The following is a 25,798-nucleotide window of genomic DNA, read 5'->3' as shown; positions in this document are numbered from 1 at the left end:
AGGCATGCGCCATCCGGGCAACGGCGAGCGGGGCCGCTGCTGCCGCGGGAGTGCACGGTGCTTTTCGGGCGCAGCGGGAAGCGGGAGGCAGGCTTGCGCCATCCGAGCAACGGCGAGCGGGGCCGCTGCTGCCGCGGGAGTGCACGGCGCTTTGCGGGCGCAGCAGGAAGCGGGAGGCAGGCGTGCGCCATCCGGGCACGGACGCAAGGCCCTGCTGCTGCGGAGTGCAAGGCCCTCGCGGCAAAAGCTATCCGCCCCTTACCGGTTCCACTCTAGCATTTTTTTGCGGAATTCATGGGGCGAGCAGTGATTGATCTTTTTAAATGTTTTGTAAAAATGAGCCATGTTCGGCATGCCGATCTGTTCGCCGACCTGGGCCACGCTTATGTCCTGAGTCAGCAAAATTTTCTCGGCTTTTTTGATTTTTTTGAAATTCACGTAATCGAGGAAAGAAATGCCGAGTACTTTTTTAAAATATTTCACAAAATAGTAGTAGGAAATGTTTGCGGCCTTGCTCGCTTCATCCACGTAAACTTTGCCGTCGATATTCCGGTCGATGTACTCGAAAACCGGCTTCAGACGGATCAAATCGGCGCTGTTGCCGTAATCGAGCAGGCGTTTCTCGTCGCTGCGGAGCAGAGAGAGCACGATTTGTTTCACGAGAATGGAGATGGCGATCTCATACCCGACTTTTTTACCGGCATATTCGGTGTAAATGTTGCGGATGCAGGCAAATACTTCGTCGCGGATAGCGGTATTTTCCCGGAAAATATAGTTCAGCTTGCTGAGCGCGGACTGGGTCTCCGAAAAATAGCGCAAATACGCTATCCCGCTTTCGTCGAAATAATGCTCCAGGTCGAACTGGAACACATAGTAGACGAGGGTGGTGTCTGCCGAAGAACGGTCCCGGTGGAGCTCGGAGGAACCGATGAGGACGACGTCCCCCGCTTTCAGGCTCACTCTTTCATTTTCAAGGTAAACGTCGAGTTCCCCTTCGACGATAGCGAGCATTTCGACTTCCTTATGGTAATGCCACGGACTCGTCTGCTCATCGTCACGACGGGCTTGAAAGACACGCATGGACAAAAAAGGGTTTTCATAATTTATCTGTTCATTATAGATTTCCACCAGCTCTGCCCCCGAATGACAAAATCGCATATAAGTATCGCCAGATCTGTGATTTTATTTTGGCGAGGTATCTTCTATACTTTATTGTAGTACGATCGAGCAGGCAGGGGAAGCCGCTAAATTTTAGAACGCGCGTACATTATGCCGCCAACCTGTCTGATTGCTATTTTACATACCTATGTTGACCCATTTGAAGGAGGAACTGCAATGTCACAAAAGTACCGGATCGGAATTATCGGATGCGGAGGGATTGCAAACGGCAAACATCTGCCGAGTCTGGCAAAGCTGCCTAACGTTGAACTTGTCGCATTCTGCGATATTGTCATCGAACGGGCGGAAAAAGCCAAAGAACAATACGGTGCCGGCGATGCTTGCGTTTACCAGGATTACCGTGAACTGCTGAAAGATTCCTCCCTTGATATAGTTCATGTCTGCACGCCGAACGATTCACACGCGGACATTACCATCGATTCACTGGAAGCCGGCAAGCACGTGATGTGTGAAAAGCCGATGGCTAAAACGTCCGTGGACGCCCGCCGCATGGTGGACGCAGCCAAACGGACCGGCAAGAAGCTGACGATCGGTTATAACAACCGTTTCCGTTCCGATTCCCAATATTTGAAAAAGCTCTGCGAAGACGGCGAGCTCGGGGAAGTTTACTTCGCCAAAGCACACGCCATCCGCCGCCGTGCGGTTCCGACTTGGGGCGTGTTTCTGGATGAAGAAAAGCAGGGCGGCGGCCCGCTTATCGATATCGGAACTCACGCGCTCGACCTTACGCTGTGGATGATGGACAACTACAAACCGAAGGTTGTGCTCGGCACATCGTACCACAAGCTCTCTCACCGGGCTAACGCGGCCAATGCTTGGGGACCTTGGGACCCGGCGAAGTTCACGGTGGAAGATTCCGCTTTCGGCATGATCACGATGGAGAACGGCGCGACGATTATGCTCGAATCCAGCTGGGCGCTGAACACCCTGGAAGTCGACGAAGCGAAATGTACGCTGAGCGGCACTGAGGGCGGAGCCGACATGAAGGACGGACTGCGCATCAACGGCGAGAAGAACAGCCGCCTGTACACGCAGAATATCGAGCTTTCGAGCGGCGGCGTCGCTTTCTACGAAGGCGCGTCCGAGAATGCTCCCGATCTTGAAATGCGCATGTGGATCGACGCGATCCAGAACGACACAGAGCCGGTAGTTACACCGGAACAGGCGCTTGTCGTATCGGAGATTCTCGAAGCGATCTACGAATCCGCGAAAACCGGCAAAGCGGTTTACTTGAACGGAGACAAATAATAGCAGGCAAAGTCCGCTTAACACAAAAAGTCCGCCTCGGTTACGGGGCGGATTTTTTCGTTAAACAATGAACAAAAATAAGCTCGTTTCCGTTTGCGGGAACGGGCTTTTTTGCCGTGTGGAAGAATGCGAGAAGAAAGGATTGTCGAGTCATGGGTGGGAGAAGTGCTTCCCGTCAGGCCAATTGATTTGGAGACACGCGGGTATCGGTGTAGAAATGCGGTGTTGCACCATCAAACGAGGAAACGTGGAAACAGAAACGGGGCGTCACATTCGTAGGGCAGCATGAGGAAATGCCTATTCTTCCTTCTCGTCGTTTACGGCATCGTCTTCGAACGGTTCGCGGTCTTCTTCGTAATACATGGGCCGGCACCTCCTTCGGTAATGTATTCTTACATACTAGTTTATGATCGTTTTCTGCAAATTATCACCATGTAAGCGGCAGGTAAAATAAAAAAGGCGATCCTTTGAGGGAATCACCTTTTTTGCTGATTAAAAGAAGGGAACGGTGGATCGGTACGGGTTAGACAGGGAGGTTCAGCGCATACGCCGTCCTTGCTCATTTTCCGGCTCGTCCGTGACATCTTTGGTGCGGGGCGCCCACAAAAACAGGAAGAGCAGCGAGATCGCAACGACAATCGGAGGAGCATACATGATCATAAAATGTTCCACGATGGCTTCATCCTTTCTTATCCCGGTTTCCTTGAACATAGCTGGCATCAAACAGGAACAGTCTCATAAGCAGAACAAGCGAAGGTATGAGGATCAGCAGACCGGCGATAAACGCGATAATAAGCGCCGTGCCCATGGCGGGATTGGTGAAATTTTCATGAATCGTGATGTACGGATACAGAATGTAAGGCAGATGGGAGGCTCCGTACCCGAAAAAGGCAAACGCGAACTGAAGCAGGACGAAGGTGAAGCCGAGTCCCAGATGTCTTTTTTTCCAGACGGCGTAGACGGCAATCAGAAAACAGAGAAACGAGATGACGAACATCCAGGCGAGATCGAGCATTTTGGTGAAATGTTCGGGATTGTGCCGGGAGATCGCGAAAAAGACGAGCACGCTGGCCAGAATGGTCGGAGCGCTCCAGAAAAGCGCGTACCCGCGTACGATTTCAAAAGCGGCCTTGTCCTTCGCTTTATGCGCATAATAGGCGAGGAACATGGCGGAGATATACAGCACGCTGACGATGGCGAGCAGCACGACCGACCAGGTGTAGACGCTGCCCAGGAGGGCGCTCCAGTCCAGTGTGATGGTGCCGGCCGTTTCAACGATCAGGCCGCCTTCCGAAATGGCCAGCACGGTCGATAACGCGGCGGGGATCAGCAGCCCGGTAGCTCCGTAGATGAGCATGTACCACTGGTTGTCTTTGGACCCATACGTGCTGAATGCGTAGTAGGAACCCCGCAAAGCGAGAAGAATCAGCGCCAGGGAGCCGGGGACGAGCAGCGCCGTGCCGTAATAGCGGGCGGTTTCCGGGAAAAATCCGACCAGGCCGATATAGAAAAAAACAAGAAACACGTTGGTGACTTCCCAGACGGGAGAAAGATAGCGCTCAATGATGCGGTGCGTAATATTTTTGCTGCCTGTAATGACGGAATAGTAGCTGAAGAAACCGGCTCCGAAATCGATGGAAGCCACGATCAGGTACCCGAACAGAAACACCCACAGAACGGTGATGCCGAGCAGTTCCAGGTTCATTCCAGCGGCCCCCTTTTCTCGAAAACGCCGAATGCGATCAATTCATCCGCAACGTCGTTGTTTTTGAACAGCTTGGACAGCACTTTAATCGCGGTCAGCCCCAGGACGAGGTACAGCAGACAGAACAGGAGCAGCATCGTGTCGACGTGGGCCGACGTTGTGGCGGCTTCGGCCACTTTCATGTAGCCGCGGAGAATCCACGGCTGCCGGCCTACTTCGGCGTAGAACCAGCCGAGCCAGATGCCGATCATGGAGAGTGGCCCGCAGGCGACGATCACCCGGAGCAGCCAGCGCGGAGCCGGCTTCGAGGCGCGTTTGCTGCGGCTAAGCCACAGGTAGAGAGCTGCGATCACGATGGTGAACATGCCGATGGTAACCATGCCGTCGAAGAAGTAATGGACATAGAGCGGGGGTTCCAGCTCGTCGGGAATCTGATCCAGCCCTTTGACTTCGAAATCGGGATTGCTGCCGGCGAGAATGCTCAGGGCGAACGGGATTTTCAGCCCGTATTTGATCTCCTTGTCCTCAGTCAGTATACCGCCGTATACAAGAGGAGCTTTGGTCTGCGTCTCGAAATGCCATTCGGCCGCCGCCAGCTTTTCGGGCTGATACGCCGCCAGGAATTTCCCGGAGAGGTCGCCGATCGCGGCCGTTGCCAGCGCGAACACAAGGCCTGCGGTTATGGTAAGCTTGAGCGCCTTCTTGGCGTAAAGACGGTCTCCTTTGCGGCGCAGCAGCGAGAAGGCCGCTATGGCCGCGAGAATGAACGCGCTTGTCATGTAAGCCGAAGCGAGGACGTGAGAGACTTTCGTGGGCGTCGCCGGGTTGAACATGGCCGCGATGGGGTCCACGTTCGTGATTTTGCCGTTCTCAAGCGTGAAGCCCTGCGGCGTGTTCATAAACGCGTTTACGGTCGTGATGAAAAATGCCGAGGCGGAAGAGCCGATGGCGACCGGGATGAGCAGCATGAGATGCCGTTTCGGTTTGAACCGGTCCCAGGTATACAAATAGATGCCGAGGAAAATCGCTTCGACGAAGAACGCGAACGTCTCCATAAACAGCGGCAGCGCGATAGCCTGGCCGGCGATTTCCATAAAGCTCGGCCAAAGCAGGCTGAGCTGGAGGCCGATGGCCGTTCCGGTCACGACGCCGATGGCGACCGTGATGACGAAGCCGCGCGCCCAGCGGCGGGCCAGCAGCGTGTAGTACCGGTCGTTCTTGCGGATGCCCGTCCATTCGGCCAGAGCGATCATTACCGGCACGCCGACACCGATAGTCGCGAAAATAATGTGAAACGCGAGTGTCACTTCGGTGAGTATGCGGCTGTACAGCACAGGATCATAATGAAACACGATGCGTCAACTCCCCCTGGGATATTCTTGTTCTCGCTAAACGTAAGGTAAGGTTATGCAAGCAATCTGCGCAGAAAGGAGAGCAGCATAACGGCGGCTACGACGAACATAAGGATCATCAGCCGTTTCTCCTGCCGTTTAAACGGATTCATGCTTTCACCGCCCCGGGAATTAAATATAAAACGAGACCCTAGCTTACTTAACCCAAAACCTTCTATATTTATCTTACACATCTAGCTGTGATTATTTTCACAATATCTGTGAGTAAACAGTGAAGAAAGGTTGACGAAATATTGACGGGTATCCTACAAAAGAAGCTCCGCCCCGAAGCACGAAAGGTGCGTCGGAACGGAGCTTTTTTCTGTAAATGGATCTTTATGCGGTTCCGTTTGAATCCGGAACAAACCGAAACCGGCAACAGGTCGCGGCCGGGAATTAACTGTACCCAGCACCCCGCATGTCCGCAACCCGTATCCACGTACCCGTAACGCGTAGCCCGCAGCAGACCGCTGGGTCTGCTAGTCCTGCCCTTTCTGGATTTTAGCGGGATTGTTGATTTTGTACGGCACGGGATAACGGGTCAGCTTCTTGGCCACGATTTTGGCTTCGAACGTGATCGTATCGCCGACTTCGAGCTCCAGCTTTTTGAGCGTTGCGCTGTGGCTGGACCAGGCGGTGCCTATTTCCGTTTCCGGTTCGGCAATGGCCACATTCTCGTAAATGATAACCTCATCGTCGTTATCGGAAAAATGATTGGGTACCGTCGTGAATTCCTGTACCGTGGCGGTCATCTTCACTTTTCCTTCGGGAAGCTGAAGCTTGGGCGCTTTTTCTTTCTTCGCCTTCGGTTTAGGCGCATCGGCTGCCGCGGCAGCGCTCGCGGGCTTGTCCGGTTCGGCCGGCTCGGTTTGTCCGGACACGGACTCCATCCGTGGCGCCGGTGCCGGGTCCGCGGCAGGCTGAGTTTGCCCCGCGGCATCTGCCGGAGTCTCGGCAGCCCCGTTCGCCGCGTTTTCAACTGCGGGCTCCGCGTTCCCGGCCGGATCGCTTCCTTCCGAAGCGCCGGCTTCCGGAGCGGCTTCGCCTGCGGACCACTGCCGCTGCCCGTAATTCGCCGCCTGCATTTCCTTCAGGTAGGAAGGATGGATGCAGTGCTGCTGCTTATTGTCAAATTCGATGACAGCCGTCATTTTGTCGGTGTATCCGACGATGGTGCAGGGAACGTTCAAGCCGTTTCCCTTATAAAAAAAGGCCTTGGTCTTGGTTGCCTTACCGGACAACAGGCCCCATTCCCTGCACTGTTCAATCTGCTCCGCCTCGTCTTCGAAGGCGTGGTAAATACCGGGCTGAATCGTAAATGCGTATACCATCGCTTCTCCGCCTTTCTGTTTATCCCGTTTATTTTACCATTTTTCCGCCGTTGTTTTCACCGGTTTCAGGAAAGGCGAGAATGAACGTCGAGCCGGCGCCTTCCCGGCTCCGGACGGAGATCGTACCGCCGTGGGCTTCGACGATCGATTTCGTGATCGACAGCCCGAGTCCGGCTCCGCCGTGCTTGCGGGTTCTGGAGGAGTCGCTGCGGTAAAAGCGCTCGAACACATGACCCGCGTGCTCCTCGGGGATTCCCGGACCGTTGTCCTTCACCTTCAGCGAGATCCCGTCCTTGTCGGCGGATAAAATGACTGTGATGACGCCGGTTTCCGGGTCGGTATGCTGGACCGCGTTATGAAACAGGTTCAGGACCACCTGTTTCATTTTGTCGGGATCGAAGGCGCCCCCAACGCCTGCGGTCAGGTCGATATGAACCGTCCGGGTGCCCGCCAGCATCCGGAGATGGGGCTCCATCTCCAGGAGAAGCCGGTCGAGCCGCGTGTCCGTCAGCTGAAGCTGAGGAGCCCGGTCGAGCTTGGCCAGCGTAAGCAGATCCTCGACCAGCTTCTTGATGCGGGTCGATTCGCCGTGCATGCTCGTCAAAGCGGCATAGAGCTGCTTCGGATTGTCCGCCGCCCCGCGGAGCAGCACCTCGAGAAAGCCGTGGATCGAGGTCAGCGGTGTGCGCAGCTCGTGGGAGGCGTCGGCGATGAAGCGCCGCATCTGTTCTTTCGCATCGCGCTCCGCGATGAAAGAAGTCTCCAGGCGCTGAAGCATGCCGTTGAACGATTTCGCGAGGGAGTCGATCTCCAGCTGCCCCTGCGTCTCGGGAAATCGTTCGTTCAGGTTGCCGGCGTCGGTCTGTTCGACGGCCTCGACCATTTTGTTCAGCGGCTGGAGCGTACGGCGCATCACGGGAATGTTCAGCGCGAGGCCGCCTGCCAGGGCAAGCACGACTAGTGCCCCGTAGATCCAGAGCTGCTGAATCACGACGGCCTGCAGCTGGGCCGTGCCGGTCCCCATCTGGATGAGGCCGCCGAAGCTGCCGGACCGTTCCGCCGGCCGGAGAACGACGAGCTGCTCGGTTCCCTCGGCATCCTGCACGATTTTATACGAAACGGGCCGCCGGGGAGCCATCTCCCCACGGATGGCGGTGTACTCTTCCGCGGGAAGCTGCGGAGAGATCATCCCGTTTTCCTTCGTCAAATCCGTAAAGGTTCCGTCGGGAGCGATAAACGCGAGCGACGTGTCCGGAAGGAACAGCAGCGGTCCGCGCGGGCGCTCCGCTCCAGGCTGGATCTCTTCCTCTTCTTTGCTTTTACCTCGCTTGTCGGGAAGCAGGGAGGAGTGGTCAAGCAGGTCGCGGGGAAGTCCGCTGAGCTGAATGGACATCGTTTCGGCCCGGTTGCGGTACAGGAAGTTTTTCATCCATACCGATTGAAGGGCTCCGACCAGGATCAGCAGGGCTGCCAGAATATAGAGCGACCGTGACAGCAGCTGGAACTGCAGGGAACGGGGGGCCAGCAGGCGGGCGGCGCGGGTTAGAGACCGGCCGCTTCTCATGACCAGTCCAGCCGGTAGCCGGCGCCCCGGAGTGTGCGGATCAACCGGTGCTCCTTGTCTCCCAGCTTGTCCCTCAGCGAGCGGATATACACTTCCACGATGTTTTCTTCCCCGCCGAAGTCATAGCTCCATACTTTTTCCAGAATCTTAGTTTTGCTCAGCACGATGCCGTGATTGACGACGAGAAATTTGAGAAGCTCATACTCGGTTGGCGAAAGCTCCAGGGCGCTCTCTCCGAAAACAATTTCCTTTCTCGGGTCGTCGATCCGGAAAGGGCCGATCGCGATTTCCCGGAAAACGCCGGGAAACTGGTTGCGCAGCCTGGCTTCGATCCGGGCCAGCAGCTCCTCAAAGCTGAACGGCTTCACGAGATAGTCGTCCGCGCCGATGGTCAGTCCCTTGACGCGGTCTTCGACCTCGTCTTTGGCGGTGAGCATGATGACGGCGATATTGCTGCCGTTCTTCTTCAGAAGGCGGCACACCTCGAAGCCGTCCATGCCGGGCATCATGACGTCAAGGATAACGACATGCGGCTGAAAATCCCGGACCAGATTAATAGCGCTCATGCCGTCCGGTGCCGTTTTAATAGCAAAGCCTTCATTCACAAGGCCGAATTCGAGAAACTGCAGGATGTGCGGCTCGTCATCGACAAGCAGGATCCGGATATCTTTTACATTTTTCATGCGGAATCACCTTTCGGGGTCTGCTTTCTATTACCTATATACGGATTATCCGTCACGAAACTGAATGGAATCTGAATGAAGCCTGAGCCTCCGCTTAATGATGGTGCGCCCGCCCGGGCTTTCAGCAAACATTCAGCCAGCCTTCAAGAAGGGTTCAGGCACAGCCTGCACAATACAAGCATACCCGGTGACGGGGCGGAAGCGGCGCAAAAGAGGCTTTTGGCCGATCGCCGGAGCGGGCGGACAACAGCGGCGCCTTTATTTCTTTCTCGATGGTAACGTTTTTGCCCGGGGATGTAAATTTCATTTTACCAATAGACAATTAAGGAGTGGAAAACCATGATAAGCACCAAACGATTCCGGGTCGATCTTCCGCTAGTTTTTATTTTGCTGCTCGGCGTCTTTCTGAACACCTATAACATCTGGCTCGATTCATACGCCAATACGTATTACACGACGGCCGTAGCGAGCATGCTGCAGAACTTCCACAATTTTTTCTTCGGTTCCCTCGATTCCGCAGGTTCCGTAACCGTCGACAAACCGCCGGTAACGTTCTGGATTCAAACGGCGAGCGCTTACCTGTTCGGCCTTCACGGCTGGAGCGTCATTCTGCCCCAGGCCCTTGCGGGCGTCGGGTCGATTGTGCTGATCTACCTGCTCGTTAAACCTTCCTTCGGAACGGCGGCGGCCAGAATAGCGGCCCTCGTTATGGCGTGCACACCGGTTGCGGTGGCAGTCAGCCGGACCAACAACATCGATAGTATGCTTGTTTTTACCCTTCTTCTGGGCACCTGGTTTCTATTCAGAGCCGTTAAACGAAACAGCGTCCTCAGTCTGCTGGGCGCGTTTGCTCTTATCGGACTCGGTTTTAACATGAAAATGCTTCAGGCTTACATGATTTTGCCTGCTTTTGTTCTCTTCTACTTATTCGCGTTTAAAAGCACCTGGAAAAAGAAAGCCGGCGTACTTTCCGGCGCGCTCGCTCTTATGCTTCTCATCTCCGTCTCCTGGGCGGTTATCGTCGATTCCATTCCGGCCAGCGAGCGGCCTTACATCGGCAGCAGCGAAACCAATTCCGTCCTGGAGCTGGCTTTCGGCTATAACGGCGTTTCGCGCTTGACGGGCAATCAGGGCGGCGGTCCCGGCGGCGGCGACCGCGGCGGAATGCCCGGCGGCGAGCGCCGCGCGGCGGACGGCCAGACCGGCGACGCCGTGGGCACGGCTCCGGGAACGGCCGGCACAGGCGCCAGCAGCGTTGGAACAGGCGGCGGCCGGAATGACGCGGGCGGCGGAGCCGGAGACAACGGCGCGCTGCCGGGCGGCAGCGGCGCCACCGGCGGCAGTGCGGCTGCGCCGTCCGGAGCCGACGGCGGCGGGATGCCTGGCGCACCGGGCTCAGACGGCCAAGGCCAGCCGCTGGGATTTGGCGGCGGAGGCCCGGGCGGGGGCAGCGGCGGCATGTTCGGCACGGGCGAGAAAGGTCCGCTGCGCCTGTTCCAGTCGGCGCTGTCCGGCCAGGCGAGCTGGATGATCCCGTTCGCGGCTCTGGCATCCGCCGCCTTGCTCGCCGGCCTGCGCCGCAGCAACTTCACCCGGAAGCACAAAGAGAGCCTGTTCTGGCTCGCCTGGCTTCTTCCGGGTATGGCTTTCTTCAGTGTGGCGGGCTTCTTCCACCACTACTATCTGATCATGCTGGCGCCTCCGGTCGCCGCGCTGGCGGGTGCGGGCTGGTCTGAGCTGTGGAGCGCATACCGCGGCAGTGACGGCAGCTTTTCAAGTCTTCATTATGGCGCCTTACAACGGGACCATCGGCAGCGGCTGGACCTATGGCGTCGGCGTTGCCGGAGGGGCGGCGGCCATCCTGCTCATCACGCTGAGATTCAAGACAACGCGCTTCTCTTACGCGGCAGCCGTCGCGGGACTTCTCGTCCTGCTCATCGGCCCGGCGTATTGGGCGGCGACTCCGATTACGTACGGACTCAACAGCATGATTCCGCAAGCGGGCCCTTCCGGCGGCAATGACCGCGGCCCGATGGGCCAGGGACCGGGCGGCGGCCTGATGCCCCGCGGCGACGGTCAAGGCGGAGCGGGACAGGGCACTCAGGGATGGGATGGCGCGGAACAGGGCACAGCCCCGGGCACTCCGGATGCCGGCGGGGGCAATGGTCAGGACGCGGCGGCGAACGGCGGTACAGCCGGCGGGGATGCGTCCCGGACCACCGGAGACCGGGGAACTTCCGGCGCAATGGGCGGCATGGGAGGCAGAAGCGTGGACGAAGCGCTGCTCGCTTACATGAAGGCTCATATCGGCAGCACGACCTATTTATTTGCGACATCCGACTACAATACAGCGGCGCCTTACATCATCGACAAAGGGGAAGAAGTGATCACGCTCGGAGGATTCTCGGGCAATGATCCGGTCTATACGACTGCCGAGTTGGAAGAGATGGTGAAAAGCGGACAATTAAAATATTTCCTTATCTCCGAAGGCGGAGGAGGCCGCGGAGGCAATGCGGAGCTTACCCAGTGGCTCGCGCAGCACGGCAAGAAAATTTCGTCCGCCGAATGGCAGACCGGGTCCGGTCAGACTCAAACCGGGTCCGAAGCGGCCGCCGGGATGGGCGGAGGCCGCATGGGAAGCATGGTTCTATATGAAGTGACGATAGAAAACGGAGGGGACGCGTCATGACGCAGAAGGTAAAGTATTCCATTATCATTCCGATGTATAACGAGGAAGCGGTCATTCAGGAAACATACAGGCGCCTGAAAGTCGTGATGAGCGAAACCTCTGAGAGCTATGAGCTGATTTTTATCAATGACGGGAGCAGAGACCGGAGCGCTGAAATCATCAAGGAGTACGGCACCTGGGACGAAACGGTGAAGCTTATCGACTTCTCCCGTAATTTCGGTCACCAGATCGCGATTACGGCCGGGATGGATTACGCCTCCGGGGATGCGGTTATCATTATCGACGCCGATTTGCAGGACCCGCCGGAGCTCATTTTGCAAATGCTTGAGAAATGGAAAGAAGGCTACGAAGTCATCTATGCGAAACGGGTGAAGCGGAGCGGGGAAACCTTATTCAAAAAATGGTCGGCCAGTCTGTTCTACCGCGTGCTCCGGGCGTCGACGGACATTCATATACCCGTGGATACGGGAGATTTCCGGCTCATGGACCGCAAAGTTTGCGACGAGATGAAGAAGCTTTCCGAAAACAACCGCTTTGTCCGCGGACTGGTCAGTTGGGTAGGGTTCCGTCAGACGGCGATCGAATATGAGCGGGACGAACGCCTGGCGGGAGAGACCAAGTATCCGCTCAAAAGGATGATCAAGCTCAGCCTGGACGGCATTACGTCTTTCTCATACAAGCCCCTGAAGCTGGCCGGATATCTCGGGGTTCTGCTTTCGGGTTCGGGATTTCTCTACCTTCTCTATGTCGTATACCTCGCTTTATTTACGGACGCGACTTTGAAGGGCTGGCCGTCAGTCGTCAGCATCATGCTCATTTTTAACGGATTTGTGCTGCTTATGCTGGGCATTCTGGGCGAATATATCGGCCGCATTTACGACGAGACGAAAGGCAGACCGCTGTATATCGTGCGGGAATGCCACGGTCTTCGGAAGGATGAAGGGCCAATGCCTAAGAGACTGGCCGGTTATGAGTAACAGGAGGAACCCGAGGGATCTGAGCAGCTTGAGTAACCTGGGGAAAAGCGGCCTGAGCAGCGCGGGACGGTTAGGCAGCCGGAGTAATCGTCTCCTGCCGCTCATGAAATTCGGACTGGTCGGCCTGCTGAACACGGGCGTAGATTTCGCAGCCTTCCTGCTCTTGACGGCAGCGGGCGTCCCCTATCTGACGGGGCAGATTATCGCTTACCTGCTAGGAGTGCTGAACAGCTATATGCTCAACCGGAGCTGGACTTTCCGCAGTCGAAAGGGAGGAAGCACCCGGGAAATCGCAAAATTTTTCCTGATCAATCTGATCTCCCTGGCCGTATCGGCGGTTCTGCTCCAGTGGGCATACAGCGCTTTAGGCTTGCCACTTATCACTGGTAAACTGGCGGCAACATTCGCAAGCTCATGGATCAATTACGCAGGGAGCCGATACTGGGTTTTCCGCTTACCAACTTCAACTTATACGGGGAGTGAAAAGTCATGACGATCAAAAAAGCCGTCATTCCGGCAGCGGGGCTCGGAACGCGTTTTCTGCCCGCGACCAAAGCGCAGCCCAAGGAGATGCTGCCGATTGTGGACAAACCGGCCATTCAATATATCGTGGAGGAAGCGGTCCAGTCCGGGATCGAAAGCATTATTATCGTCACCGGGCGGAATAAGAAATCTATCGAGGATCACTTCGACCGCTCGGTCGAACTTGAGCAGACGTTAAGCGAGAAAGGCAAGCTGAAGCTGCTGAAGGAAGTGCAGGCGATCAGCGACATGGCCCAAATTCATTTTATACGCCAGAAGGAACCGCTCGGACTCGGGCACGCCATACTGTGTGCGAAGCAGTTTATAGGCGATGAGCCTTTCGCCGTCCTGCTCGGGGACGATATCATGGTCTCTGATCCGCCAGCGCTGCGGCAAATGATTCACCTCTATGAGGAGACGGGCCGGCAGGTGATCGGGGTCAAACCCGTACCGGATTCCGAGGTGGATAAGTACGGCATCATCGATTCTTCCGGAGGAAGGAACCGGATTCACCGCGTAGCGGGACTGGTGGAGAAGCCGTCTCTCGGCAGCGCACCATCCAATGTGGCCGTCATGGGCCGGTACATTCTGGAGCCGACTATTTTCCCCATACTGGAAAATATCGAAAAAGGAGCCGGCGGCGAATACCAGCTGACAGACGCGCTGCACGAGATCGCGAAACGCGAGGAGCTGCTCGCCCTGGAACTGGCGGGAAACCGCTACGACATCGGGGATAAGCTCGGCTATCTCAAGGCCGTGCTGGAAATCGGATTAAAACGGGAGGAGCTGGCCGCACAGCTTTTGCCCTATCTGAAAAATCTCGTATACCAGCAGGAAGCCGAGGCATGGAAGCTTCTCCCGCACCCGGTACTTTTCTAACCTTTTTTTATTTTCGTATGTCGCTATAAATTGTCGTCAGACTTTCGTCAAAATGTCTCCCTGCCGGATCTTCCTACGCCCTCCGCCGCTCACGTTATCACTGTCTTAAATATCAATGCAAACACAATGTATTTACTTACGTTCCTCAAGAAATAAAAATATACAGCTTGAGCATTGGTTTTATAATCAGCTCCAAAATAACATCCACAACAAAAAAAGCCTTCCGCCCTTTTAGTGGGCGGACAGGCTTTTTTAAAACCCGCTTACTGTTTAGGCGGAAATTCACCGGATAAACAAATAATAAAATTCATCGCAAGGTAAGGCTGCATATTGTTATGCGGCTGGCTGCCGCCGGTAACGGAAAGGTTGACTGGACTCATTTGTACGGTGGGAGTTGGATCGTATAGATTCCGCTGTTTTTCCCGGCCGGGACGGCCTTCTGCCGGAGATTGCGCCCAGAAATTGTTAGTCGGGCTAGTGTCGCTGCCAATGGCATTCACCGATTGGGGAGTGTGATTATGCGCAGGGATTTCCGTCGTAAGCAGAGTTACGGCAGGGGAGCCGACCGACTGACCGATAACGCGCGGAGTTAGTCCCTGCCCGGAGCCTTGGTGCATGGGAGCTTTGCCCATTAAATTCGGCAGGGCGAATGTGGTTTTGCCGTCTCCGCCGTATTGGACACCCAAAATAGCGAAGAGAGCGGTATTTTGGGAAATCGACATGAGCTGCCCGTTGCAGAGCGCCCAGCCGTATGGTGCAAAATTACCTGCAAATATGCGGATTTCTCCTAGGTAAGCGTCAGCCATAAAATAGTGCTCCTCTCTTTAGTTCCTCGAAGGATAAATGCCGACTAGGGCGATGGCGTAATTAGCCACCAGATACGGCTGCATGTTGCTGTGCGGCTGACTTCCTCCGGCGATGGACATGGTGCCTGCGTTCATTGCAACGGTAGGAGTCGAAAGCGGCTCGTACAGGGCCGCTTCATCTGCCCAAACGTTCGACGCGGGAGTAGTGGCGGAACCTGGGTTCCCCGAAGCGGACACTTGATGTGTATGAGCAGGCATCTCATTGACAGTAAGCGTATGAGCCGCCTCACCAGCGGACTGACCCAACGGCGTGGTAGAGCTTACGTGAATCGGGACACGGCCGCGAAGATCGGGAAGCTTAAAGTTTGTTTTACCGTCGCCTCCGTAAACGGTGCCGATCAGAGAGTAAAGAGCCTGGTTCGTATTAATGGACAGGGTTTGTCCCTCGCAAAAAGCCCAGCCGCGCGGAGCGTAGTTGTTGGCGAATAACCGGATTTCACCCACAAATGGTTCGGACATAGTTAGTTCCTCCTTATAAGATCAACTGTTTTTAAGGCTGCGGCGGGAAAACCCCGTAAAGAGAGATGATGAATGTAATGACAGCCGATGGCATCACATTGTTATGCGGCTGATTGCCGCCCACGGTGGAAATGGCCTGCGAACTCATGGACGTTGTCGTGCCGGAAGTCGCATAATTCTGGGTGATGGCGGTTGCCCAAGTGTTATTGACAGGAGAGTTTGCCGTAGCGGGGGTTGAAGTCGCAAAAGGAATATGGTTGTGTTGAGGCAGCTGTGGCTGGGTTAGCGTCACGGTTTCCGTGCCGCTCTTCGATCCCCGGATGTACCCCTGACTCGGATGAACCGGGATACGGCCCTGCAAATCCGGCAGCCCGAATGTGGTTTGGCCGTCTCCTCCATACGTCGTGCCAAGCAGAGCATAAAGAGCTTCATTCTCCGCAATGTTCAAAATTTGGCCGTTGCAAAGCGCCCATCCTTGCGGCGGGTAATTGCCTCCGAACATCCGTATTTCGCCTAAATAAGATTCACTCATGAGCGGTCACCTCTTTACAAGTTTCGTGATTCCATTCCATAGCCAGATACATGTCGCTTTCTCCCGCGTTTTGAAAGCCCAGCCGTTCATACAGGGCCAGCGCTCTGCCGGTTCTGAGTACGGAAAGCCGGAGCGGGAGGTTTTGTTCGCGGGATTCTTCCATGAAGGTTTGAAGCAGCTTTGTACCGAGTCCTTGATTCTGGAAGTGCGGGAGGAGGGTGATATCCACAACTCTTATGCAGCGGGGCGTCCGGTGGATAAGAATTCTTCCGGCCCGTTGACCGTCCTGGCAGACGATGTACGACTCCGCTTCGGGATACTGCTGCCGGTAGGATCCGGTCTGGGCGTTGTACTGCATGTGAAGAAAAGAACGCAGGGTAGCTTCGTCCCAGCCCCAAGCCCGCACTTCCGCCATCCTGGAGCTGCAGTAAAGCTCGAACAGAAACGGCTGGTCATCCGGTTCGGATAATTTTTTTAACACGGGTGACCTCCCTCTTAAGGAATAAGAACTATTTTCCATTTCAGAATACCACAAGGTTTCGACAAAATATATACATTTTGTGACATGTAATAGGCTGTTTGTCTGTATTTTTTTGGTGAGTTTTTCTTCCTTTTCAATTAAAATGTAATTAAGTCACAAAATAAAGGCTTGTATTCCGGTGGTCTTATGGGGGGATGAAAATTACTAGCGTCTTTTAAACATCAAGATGACATACATTCAGTCACCATTCATAAATCGATATTGGAGGTTCACATGAGGGAGCTGGGTAAAACGGGATTTTGGGGCCGCTTTCTGCGGATAGCCCTGGTGTTCCTGCTTGTTGCCGGTACAGGTGGAGCGGGAAGCTGGACAGGGAGAGCGGAAGCGGCGGGCACGTGGGATGATGTTCCTAACAATGCGGGAACGGATCTAAACCAGGTTGCTTACGGAAACGGAAAATGGGTGGCCGTCGGTAACTCAGGAACGATTATGACGTCGTCCGACGGGCTGAGCTGGAGCAAAACAACCATTGCCCTTTCGTCGGCGGTTGGGGTGATTTATGCCGGAAACCAATGGATGGTGACGGGAGCGGGCGGTAAAATCGCAACCTCGCCCGACGCCGTAACATGGACGGTCCGCTCGACGGGATCATCCGCCAATCTGAGTGGGGTTGCCTATAACGGCACCGTATGGGTCATCGCGGGGTATAGCGGGGTGATTCTGAGTTCTCCGGACGGTATCGCATGGACGGCGAGGACTTCGGGAACTACGAACAATTTTTACAGCGCTGCGTACGGAGGCGGTTTGTTCGCTGCGGTTGGGAGTGCCGGCACGATACGAACTTCTCCCGACGGCATCACCTGGACGACGCGTTCGGGCGGTCCGGGAGACTTGATGGGCGTTACTTACGGAGCCGGCCAGTTCGTTGCCGGCGGGTTAAATCAGAAGGCGCTTACCTCCTCCGACGGCATCACCTGGACGCCCCGTACGGTATCCGTGGCAGGAATGAACCTATATGGCATTGCTTATGGCGCGAACAAGTATGTGGCCGTAGGCGATATAGGAGGACCCGGGGCGATAATCTCCTCACCCGACGGCATTACATGGGTTGCGGAGAAAACGGGGATCGGCGGGTTCTTAAACCATGTGGGATTTGCAGGCGGAAGGTTTGTGACTTTAGGAGAAGGCGGGCTTATGCTGACACAGTATAACACGTTTTCTACGAACGCTAGTCTGAGCAATTTAACGTTAAGCGCTGGAACGCTCAGCCCTACATTCGCATCCGGGACAACCGATTATACGGCCGATGTGTCATACGGCACGGCAAGCATTAATGTGACCCCGACGGTTGCAGACGGTACGGCGACGCTTAAAGTGAACGGCAGCACGGTAGCCAGCGGCAGCCCATCATCCGTAACGCTTAATGTAGGTGGGAACACGGTTAGTGTCGAAGTCACCGCACAGGATGGTACGACAAAAAAAACGTACACAGTCACAGTTACCCGGGCAGCAGCTTCATACAACGCGAACTTGAGTAATTTGACGTTGAGTACGGGACCGCTCAACCTGCCCTTCGCCTCGGGTACGACGAGCTACACGGCCGGAGTGGCCAACAACGTGACAAGCGTTAACGTAACGCCGACACTGGCGGACGGCACGGCGACTCTCAAGGTGAACGGCAGCACGGTGGCCAGCGGCAGTCCGTCATCCGTACCGTTGAATGTGGGCGCCAACACCATCACTGTTCTCGTAACGGCGCAGGATGGGACGACGCAGAAGACGTATACGGTCACCGTAACGCGAGCGGCATCCGCCAATGCGGATTTGAGCGGCTTGACGCTCAGTGCGGGAACGCTTAACCCTACCTTCGCATCCGACACGACGGGCTACACGGCCAATGTGGCGGACAACGTAGCAAACATCGACATAACGCCGACACTGGCGGACGGCACGGCGACTCTCAAGGTGAACGGCAGCACGGTGGCCAGCGGCAGTCCGTCATCCGTACCGTTAAATGTGGGCGCCAACACCATCACTGTTCTCGTAACGGCACAGGATGGGATGACGCAGAAGACTTACACGGTCACGGTTACCCGAGCGGTGCCGTTATCCGGCAATGCCGATTTAAGTAACCTGGTCTTAAGCGGAGCTGCCTTAAATCCCGGCTTTGTATCCGGTACGGTTACCTACACGTCCGGCGTGGCTTATGGAGTTACTGATCTTGACGTAACGCCTACGGTGGCAGACAGTCATGCTTCAGTTAAAGTCAACGGGAATGACGTTGTGAGCGGGAATGCATCTTCCGTATCGCTGAACGTCGGAAGCAATACGGTTACAGTTCTCGTTACGGCAGAGAATGGATCGACGAAAACGTATACGGTTACGGTAACCAGGGCGGCGGGCTCCAATAACGCCGATCTGAGCGGAATCACGCTAAGCGGCGGCGCAACGCTAAACCCGGTTTTTGCAGCGGGGACGACGCTTTACACGGTAGATGTTCCGAACAGTGTTTTCGGTTTAGACGTAACGCCGTCGGTGGCGGACAGCACGGCGACGCTCGAAGTCAACGGCGCGGCAGTGACAAGCGGCACTCCGGTTCCCGTCTCCTTGAACGTGGGAGCCAATACGGTTACGCTGCTCGTCACCGCGCAAGACGGTACGCCCAAAACGTATACGCTGACGATTACCAGGGCGCCATCCAGCAACGCGCTTTTGAACAACTTGACGCTGAGTGCGGGCACGTTAACCCCGTTTTTCGCTTCGGGCACTACAAGCTATACGGCGCAAGTGGCTGCCGGCGTATCGAACATTGATGTAACGCCGGTACTCGCGGACGGCACGGCAGCCTTGACCGTGAACGGTCAATCGGTGCCAAGCGGCACGGCGGCTTCGGTGTCGCTTAACATCGGCGACAACACCGTCACCGTTAAAGTAACGGCGCAGGACGGGACGACAAGCGAAACGTACACGGTGACGGTAAAGCGTGCCGCTCCGCTGTCGAGTAATGCGGATTTAAGCTCGCTGGCGTTAAGTGCGGGCACGCTCGATCCGGCTTTTGCGGCTGGGACTACGGCCTATACGGCAAATGTGGCCAACGCGGTGAACACGCTTGACGTCACACCTGCGACGGCGGACAGCACGGCTTCCATCGAGGTAAACGGAACACCGGTTACGAGCGGAACCGCTTCTGCCGTAACGTTGAATGTAGGTTCCAATACGGTGAAAGTCCAAGTGACGGCGCAGGACGGGACCGTCAAAACCTACACGGTGACGATCACCCGTGCCGCATCAGGTAACGCGGACTTAAGCGGTATCTCGCTTAGTGAGGGAACGTTGACGCCGGTTTTTGATCCGGCAGAGCTTGCCTACACGGCGGCTGTACCGAACGCTTCGGCGGGAATCGATATTACGGCCGTGACTGCGGATGGGACCGCATCATTGACCGTGAACGGGGATGCCGCTGCCAGCGGAACCCCTAAAGCGATTTCGCTGAATGTGGGGGCCAACCCGATCACGATTGTCGCCAAAGCGGCAGACAACACGGTTAAAACGTACACCGTGACGGTCACACGTGCGGCTTCAAGCAATGCGGATCTCGGCGCTCTGACGCTGAGCAAGGGCGCGTTGACGCCTGCCTTTGCCGCAGGAACGAAATTGTACACGGTGACAGTGGCATCGGATGTATACGACCTGGATCTTACCGCACAGCTTGCGGATCTTACCGCGACGATGACAATCGGCGGAAATCCCGCTTCCAGCGGGCAGGCCGTAAATATCCCGCTAAACACGGGAGCCAATCCGGTCACGATCGTCGTGACGGCGCAGGACGGAACAACGAAGACCTACACGGTCACGATCAACCGGGCAGCGCTTCCTTCAAGCAACGCGCTGCTAAGCGGGCTGACGATCAGCTCCGGCACGCTTAGTCCGGTTTTTGCCGGAACCCAGACCAGCTATACCGCGGATGTTACCCACGATATATCCGAGGTTACGGTAACACCGGCGGCGGCCGATAGCACGGCATCCGTATCGGTGAACGGACACATCGTGACAGCCGGAAGCTCTGAACTCGTTCCCGTCGCAACGGGAACCAACACCATAACCATCGTGGTTACAGCCCAGGATGGAACGAAGAACAGCTACGTGATCCTTGTAACCCGGGCCGTTCCTCCGTCCGGCAACGCGGACCTCAGCGGTTTGACTGTAAGCGCGGGAACGCTGACTCCGGTATTTGCGCCGGCTGTGACGGCGTACGCGGCTGCCGTGAAAAATTCCGTGGCGGAAGTCACGGTAACGCCGACGGCTGCGGATTCCAATGCTTCCGTAACGGTTAACGGAACGGTCGTTCCGGCCGGAAGCGGCCGTCAGATTACGCTCAGCGTAGGCGCCAATCCGGTCACGATCATCGTTACCGCACAGAACGGGACCGCCAAAACATACACCGTTACGTTTACACGCGAAAGTAGCGGCGGTGGTGGCGGTGGCGGCGGCGGTACACCCGAGCAGACGATAAACGGACGTATCGAGGTCGTTTCCTCCTCCGGAGAGGTGCTTAACCAATCCGTCACCAAGCTCATCGGGGATAACGTGACGCTGCTTGCGGACATTTACAGCACTGACGGCGCTACGCCGTTCAAGCAAAACGTGAGTGTCAATACTTCGGGACAGTTTACGCTGTACTCGCTTTCCGCCGGAACTTATAAAATGGTTCTTTCCTTGACGGCTCCTCACGGCGAAAGGCTTGCCGGTGCGGCGGGAACGCTTGTCGTAAGCTCCGACACGGCCGTGTTCCGGACGCCTGAAATCAACCCGTTCGGAACGGTCCGCGATTCGGTCACAAGCACGGCTCTTGCGGGAGTCAAGGTAACCCTGTACTGGGCCGATACGGAAAAAAATCGTTCCGCCGGAAGAATCGCGGGAACGCCGGTTTCTTTGCCGGAGCTTGCGAAAATGCTGCCTGGCCAGAACAAGAATGCCCAAATCACTTCCGGTGACGGCCGTTACGGCTGGCTTGTGTATCCGGAAGGAGCCTACTATCTGATCGCGGAAAAAGACGGGTACGAGACCTACGACAGCAGAAGCGACCGGGGCAGCGGAATCGTTGCGAAAGATTATACTTCTTTAAAACTCGATATCGCTCTGAAACCCACGGGGACGTACCACGAACACAAGCCTTACATGGAAGGCTACCCGGACGGAACGTTCCGTCCGAACAAGGGAATTTCGCGGGCGGAGCTGGCGGCCATACTGGCCAGACTTTTCACGAATGAAACTTTCGTCGCCGCACAAAATCCGTTTGCCGATGTACCGGCCTCGCACTGGGCTTCCCAATACGTGTCGGCCGCGTTCGGAGGCAAGCTTATGGACGGCTACCCGGACGGCAAGTTTTATACGGAACGCATCCTGACGCGCGCCGAAATGGCCACGATTCTCGTAAAGCTGAGACAGCTTACGGGCGTGCAGGGAGCATCCGCCTTCACTGATCTGCAAGGCCACTGGGCCGCCGAAAATATCCGGAAAGCCGAGAAAGCCGGGCTTCTCACCGGATTCGAGGACGGTACCTTCAGACCGGATCAGGCGCTCACCCGAGCGCAGGCGGTCGTTATTTTCAACAAACTGCTCGGCCGTCAGCCGGAAAGCGTCCCTGCGGGCATTCCGCAGGCATGGTCCGATGTTCCCGCAAGCTTCTGGGGATATAAGGACGTGACGGAAGCTTCCGTTGACCATGCATTCAAGCAAGTGAACGGCCGGGAAGTCTGGAAATAGACAGCCTAAAGATAGAACGAAAACAGCTGGAAGCCAGCCACAAGAAGACAGCCACAAGAAGCGAGAAGACAATCACAAGAAGCGAGAAGGAAGCCGGAAGAACCCGCTGAGAAGCGGAGTCACACCTGCTCCTGCCTGAGTCAACTAGGCTGGCAGGAATAAAACTTTCCCGATTTAAAGAGAAGTGCTCTCAAGAGCACTTCTCTTTTTTTATCCTTTTGAAAGAAAGAAGGAGGAATTGACCTTTGTATAATACTCATATATAAACAATTAAAACATACTATTGTCTTTTATGACGTCATAAATTATAATTGTGATGTACTAATTAACCAACAATAGTGAAGCATCTGATATTTCACCTTAAGAGGAGGAGTTAGTTTGTCACAGGCTGCAGGAATTAGAGGAATCGGGATCAGCGGAATGGGGAGAATCGGACGTCTTGTCGTCCGGAAAATGTTTTCGGATAAAGGGCAGGCTTCTCCGCTCAAGGCGATCAATACCATTTATCCGGCGGAGACGCTGGCTCACCTTTTAAAATACGATTCGGTCCACGGAAGATGGAACGCGGATGTCACCATTGCCGACGGGTGCCTGGTCATTAACGGGCAGTCCATCCGGCTGACGTACGAAAGGGAACCGGAGAACATTATGTGGGGAGAAATGGGAATCGATCTCGTCATTGACGCTACCGGTAAATTCAACGACCGTCTGGGTTCGCAGCGACATTTGGCGGCCGGAGCTTCCCGAGTTCTTATTACCGCGCCCGGCAAGCAGATGGATTTTACCGTGGTGATGGGCGTCAACGACCACCTTTATGATCCCGCGCGGCATACCCTCGTATCCGCCGCTTCCTGCACGACGAACTGCGTAGCTCCCGTTCTTCATATTCTGGATCAGGCGTTCGGCGTACAGAGCGGCTGGATGAGTACGGTGCACTCCTATACGTCGGATCAGAAGCATTTGGACAATCCGCATAACGATCTGCGCAGAGCGCGGGCGTGCACCGAATCGATCGTTCCTACGACGACGGGTGTAGGTAAAGCGCTTACAGATGTCCTGCCCCACTTGGCGGCGCATGTTCAAGGCGTTTCGCTTCGCGTGCCGACCCAGGACGTTTCTCTGGTGGATTTAACCGTGAAGGTATCCCGCACGGCTTCGCTGGAAGACGTAAAGGCCGCTTTCCGCAATGCGGCTGAAGGCTCCATGTCCCCGTATGTCGCCTACTCCGATGAGCCGCTCGTGTCCGTCGATTATGTGGGCTGCCCGAACTCGGCTGTCGTGGACGGTCTCTCCCTGATGGCGATGGGCGATCAGATCAAAGTGCTGGCGTGGTACGACAACGAATGGGCTTATGCCTGCCGTGTCGTGGAATTGGCGGGGCTTATGCAGGAGAAAACGGCTGCCCTGCCGTCCCGTAATGCGGAGGTCAGCGGCATGCTGGCCTAACTGATCCGGCTCTGTATGGTATACTAAACAACAGAAAATAAAATGTCCTAAGTTCCCAAAAGCGGGAACTTTTTCTTTTGCAGGGAGTCTGTTTGATCAGAAAAGAAAGGGGGGAGCGCGTGGACGACGATTATTTGAAGTACGTGTCCGAACTTCATCCGTCAGGTCTAAGAACTTTAATGGAACAGCACGGGGAAGACGTATGGAACTATGCGTATTTTTTAACGAAAAAAAGGGATCTTGCCGACGATATCGCGCAGGATGTGTTTGTAAAAGCGTTCCGCAGCGTCGGTTCCTTCCGGGGCGAATGCAGCGTGAAGACTTGGCTGCTGAAAATTACCCGGAATACCGCGTATTCGTACCGGAGAAAAGCTTTTTTCCGGCGGGTGATCCTGGCCGATTATGTGCGGGGAGAAAGCCCGTCCGCCGAAAGCGAATTTCTGGAGCGCCATGTGGCTGATGAGGCATGGAAAATCGTGCTGGTGCTTCCCGCCCATTACAGGGAGGTGCTGGTGCTGCAATCCATGCACGGCATGTCGGTGACGGAAATAGCGGCCGCCCTGGAAATTTCGGAAGGGACGGTAAAGTCCCGCATCCATAGGGCGCGCCGGAAAGCGGCTCAACTAGCGAAAGGAGGGTTCCGGTATGAAGAAAACGGAAATCGAGACGGATCCGTTTGAACTTGCGGGCAGGCCGTTTAAAAAGCCGATGTTCGAAACGGAGTCGATGGATGCCGTGGAACGGAGGGTGTGGAAGAGCGGAAGCAGCAGGGAAGCACACAAGCCCGTAAATAGGCGCAGGCGCCTCTATTTGGCGGGAACGGCTCTGACGGCCTTGATCGTTTTCTGTGCCGCTCTGTTCATCGGGCCTCTCTCGGAAAATGCGAACGGAGCGATCCGGGATGTAACGACCCCCAAGTATCCTCAGCGTGTGGAAGCGAAAGAAGGCTTAGTGCTGGTAGACGATTACTCGATGAGCATGGCCGGTCAGAAAATGGAATACTACAGCGGAGGATTCGGGAGATTAGTCGTAGATCCCAAGATTAGAACGGCAGAGCAATTTCGCCGTGGAGATGTGCTGTATTACCGGCTGCCGGCCGTTCCCGGATTTACGCCTAACCCCGAAATCAGCGGATCGGACTCTCAAACGGCCCGTGTGATCGGGCTGCCCGGAGAGAAGATTAAGATCGAGGAAGGCCAGGTTTACGTAAACGGGAAGAAGCTGGATACGTTTTACGGGCAAGCGAGAAGTTTTGGGCTGGACGAAGCCGCCTACTTCAAGAACATGAAAGCATCAGGCAGAAAGGATGCCTGCCCTCCGGACTGCGTTAAAGACACCAAAGCCTATTTCAATACGAATATGGCGGAGACGGAGGTGCCGAAGGGGGCACTCTTCGTTCTGGGAGATTTCTGGGCACAGAGCCATGACAGCCGGGAGTTCGGGGCCTTGGCGCAGGGGAACATTGAGGGAAAAGTGCTTGGATACGACGAAGCAGGAGCCCGAAGCCCCAGCCAGATCTTCGCCTCCGGAAATTTGTGGTTTACCGGAATTCCGGGTAAGATCGGCTTCCTGAAAGGTAAAATTCACACACTTAACCCACACAAAATCGTCTGGCATTTCTGGGGTACCAGGGAAGAGTTCGAAGGCAAAAATTTGCGGATCGAAGGCATCCATACGAGTGACGGCGTTAAAAAACCGGTGCTGATCAACGAAGACGACAGCATTGTCTGGGAGTATGAGTGGGGACCGACCTACGGTCCGGTCAACGGGGCGGACGCTACCCAGCCCTCGCTTATCAAGCTGGACGAGAGCGGACAGTGGCGCCTCGATTTCTATTTGGGCGGGAAATTTTACGCAAGTATGTATGTTAACGCGGAGTAGCTGCTATGCGGGCAATTGAAGGAAACACCAGCATGATAACACCGGCATGATAAGGCAGGAACGGCGCTTACTGCGTTAAGCGGGGGTTCGTAAATCGATCTCTCGTAGGAAGTAAGTGGAGACAGGGAAAACGGAATAAGCTATTAAGCTGAGTGAGCTGAAAAGCTGAAAAGCTGAAAAGCTGAAAAGCTGAAAAGCT

The 25,798-nt window shown here is 55.6% G+C and carries 19 protein-coding genes and 1 pseudogene; 9 read left to right on the top strand and 11 right to left on the bottom strand.

Annotation, left to right across the window (positions count from 1 at the left end):
• Positions 1–258: 258 nt before the first annotated feature.
• Positions 259–1,128 carry an AraC family transcriptional regulator gene (locus C4S74_RS23175; protein WP_103997702.1) on the bottom strand — a complete coding sequence of 290 codons (870 nt, stop codon included), beginning with the start codon at positions 1,126–1,128 and terminating at the stop codon, positions 259–261.
• A 207-nt stretch (positions 1,129–1,335) separates the two neighbouring features.
• Here C4S74_RS23175 and C4S74_RS23170 point away from each other — a divergent pair, with 207 nt between their 5' ends.
• Positions 1,336–2,427 carry a Gfo/Idh/MocA family protein gene (locus C4S74_RS23170; protein WP_103997701.1) on the top strand — a complete coding sequence of 364 codons (1,092 nt, stop codon included), beginning with the start codon at positions 1,336–1,338 and terminating at the stop codon, positions 2,425–2,427.
• A gap of 537 nt (positions 2,428–2,964) precedes the next feature.
• Here C4S74_RS23170 and C4S74_RS27140 read toward each other — a convergent pair.
• From C4S74_RS27140 to C4S74_RS23145, 6 genes are all read right to left on the bottom strand, one after another.
• Positions 2,965–3,099, bottom strand: a complete 135-nt coding sequence (locus C4S74_RS27140; protein WP_258042587.1) for a hypothetical protein — start codon at positions 3,097–3,099, stop codon at positions 2,965–2,967.
• A 7-nt stretch (positions 3,100–3,106) separates the two neighbouring features.
• Complete coding sequence (locus C4S74_RS23165) at positions 3,107–4,132, bottom strand: cytochrome d ubiquinol oxidase subunit II (protein ID WP_103997700.1); 1,026 nt, start codon at positions 4,130–4,132, stop codon at positions 3,107–3,109.
• Positions 4,129–5,484: a cytochrome ubiquinol oxidase subunit I gene (locus C4S74_RS23160; protein ID WP_103997699.1), complete on the bottom strand. Its 1,356-nt coding sequence runs from the start codon at positions 5,482–5,484 to the stop codon at positions 4,129–4,131. The genes C4S74_RS23165 and C4S74_RS23160 overlap by 4 nt, the downstream gene beginning before the upstream one ends.
• 518 nt (positions 5,485–6,002) lie before the next feature.
• Complete coding sequence (locus C4S74_RS23155) at positions 6,003–6,854, bottom strand: hypothetical protein (RefSeq protein ID WP_103997698.1); 852 nt, start codon at positions 6,852–6,854, stop codon at positions 6,003–6,005.
• Positions 6,855–6,882: 28 nt separating this feature from the next.
• On the bottom strand, positions 6,883–8,418 hold the full coding sequence (locus C4S74_RS23150; protein WP_103997697.1) for a cell wall metabolism sensor histidine kinase WalK: 1,536 nt from the start codon (positions 8,416–8,418) through the stop codon (positions 6,883–6,885).
• Complete coding sequence (locus C4S74_RS23145) at positions 8,415–9,101, bottom strand: response regulator transcription factor (protein WP_103997696.1); 687 nt, start codon at positions 9,099–9,101, stop codon at positions 8,415–8,417. Before C4S74_RS23145 ends, C4S74_RS23150 begins: the two co-directional genes overlap by 4 nt.
• Positions 9,102–9,440: 339 nt before the next feature.
• Here C4S74_RS23145 and C4S74_RS23140 point away from each other — a divergent pair.
• From C4S74_RS23140 to galU, 4 genes and pseudogenes are all read left to right on the top strand, one after another.
• A pseudogene (locus C4S74_RS23140) lies at positions 9,441–11,790 on the top strand (glycosyltransferase family 39 protein).
• Positions 11,787–12,767 (top strand): glycosyltransferase family 2 protein, encoded by a 981-nt coding sequence (locus tag C4S74_RS23135; RefSeq protein WP_103997695.1) that lies wholly within the window; start codon positions 11,787–11,789, stop codon positions 12,765–12,767. Before C4S74_RS23140 ends, C4S74_RS23135 begins: the two are co-directional and overlap by 4 nt.
• Entirely contained in the window at positions 12,760–13,260 is a 501-nt protein-coding gene (locus C4S74_RS23130; protein WP_258042586.1) for a GtrA family protein, read from the top strand. The genes C4S74_RS23135 and C4S74_RS23130 overlap by 8 nt, the downstream gene beginning before the upstream one ends.
• A complete protein-coding gene (galU, locus tag C4S74_RS23125) occupies positions 13,257–14,168 on the top strand; it encodes a UTP--glucose-1-phosphate uridylyltransferase GalU (protein ID WP_103997694.1) in 912 nt (303 codons plus the stop codon). The genes C4S74_RS23130 and galU overlap by 4 nt, the downstream gene beginning before the upstream one ends.
• Positions 14,169–14,431: 263 nt before the next feature.
• On the opposite strand, the gene C4S74_RS23120 is transcribed toward galU, so the two are convergent.
• Genes C4S74_RS23120 through C4S74_RS23105 form a run of 4 tightly spaced genes read right to left on the bottom strand, consistent with a single transcriptional unit; the run spans position 14,432 to position 16,506 of the window.
• Positions 14,432–14,974: a phage tail protein gene (locus C4S74_RS23120; protein WP_103997693.1), complete on the bottom strand. Its 543-nt coding sequence runs from the start codon at positions 14,972–14,974 to the stop codon at positions 14,432–14,434.
• Between the two features lie 18 nt (positions 14,975–14,992).
• A complete protein-coding gene (locus C4S74_RS23115) occupies positions 14,993–15,493 on the bottom strand; it encodes a phage tail protein (protein ID WP_103997692.1) in 501 nt (166 codons plus the stop codon).
• A gap of 31 nt (positions 15,494–15,524) precedes the next feature.
• Positions 15,525–16,025, bottom strand: coding sequence for a phage tail protein (locus tag C4S74_RS23110; RefSeq protein ID WP_103997691.1), 501 nt, complete (start codon positions 16,023–16,025; stop codon positions 15,525–15,527).
• Positions 16,018–16,506 carry a GNAT family N-acetyltransferase gene (locus tag C4S74_RS23105; protein ID WP_103997690.1) on the bottom strand — a complete coding sequence of 163 codons (489 nt, stop codon included), beginning with the start codon at positions 16,504–16,506 and terminating at the stop codon, positions 16,018–16,020. Before C4S74_RS23105 ends, C4S74_RS23110 begins: the two co-directional genes overlap by 8 nt.
• 273 nt (positions 16,507–16,779) lie before the next feature.
• Here C4S74_RS23105 and C4S74_RS23100 point away from each other — a divergent pair, with 273 nt between their 5' ends.
• From C4S74_RS23100 to lepB, 4 genes are all read left to right on the top strand, one after another.
• Positions 16,780–22,272 (top strand): cadherin-like beta sandwich domain-containing protein, encoded by a 5,493-nt coding sequence (locus C4S74_RS23100; protein WP_103997689.1) that lies wholly within the window; start codon positions 16,780–16,782, stop codon positions 22,270–22,272.
• A gap of 378 nt (positions 22,273–22,650) precedes the next feature.
• Entirely contained in the window at positions 22,651–23,718 is a 1,068-nt protein-coding gene (gap, locus tag C4S74_RS23095) for a type I glyceraldehyde-3-phosphate dehydrogenase (RefSeq protein ID WP_103997688.1), read from the top strand.
• 92 nt (positions 23,719–23,810) lie between these two features.
• Complete coding sequence (locus C4S74_RS23090; RefSeq protein ID WP_258042585.1) at positions 23,811–24,398, top strand: RNA polymerase sigma factor; 588 nt, start codon at positions 23,811–23,813, stop codon at positions 24,396–24,398.
• Positions 24,364–25,599, top strand: coding sequence for a signal peptidase I (lepB, locus tag C4S74_RS23085; protein ID WP_103997686.1), 1,236 nt, complete (start codon positions 24,364–24,366; stop codon positions 25,597–25,599). The genes C4S74_RS23090 and lepB overlap by 35 nt, the downstream gene beginning before the upstream one ends.
• Positions 25,600–25,798: the final 199 nt, after the last annotated feature.

Source organism: Paenibacillus sp. UNC499MF, assembly GCF_900107975.1.
Taxonomy (GTDB): domain Bacteria; phylum Bacillota; class Bacilli; order Paenibacillales; family NBRC-103111; genus Paenibacillus_F.
This window is presented reverse-complemented; position numbering and strand designations above follow the sequence as displayed.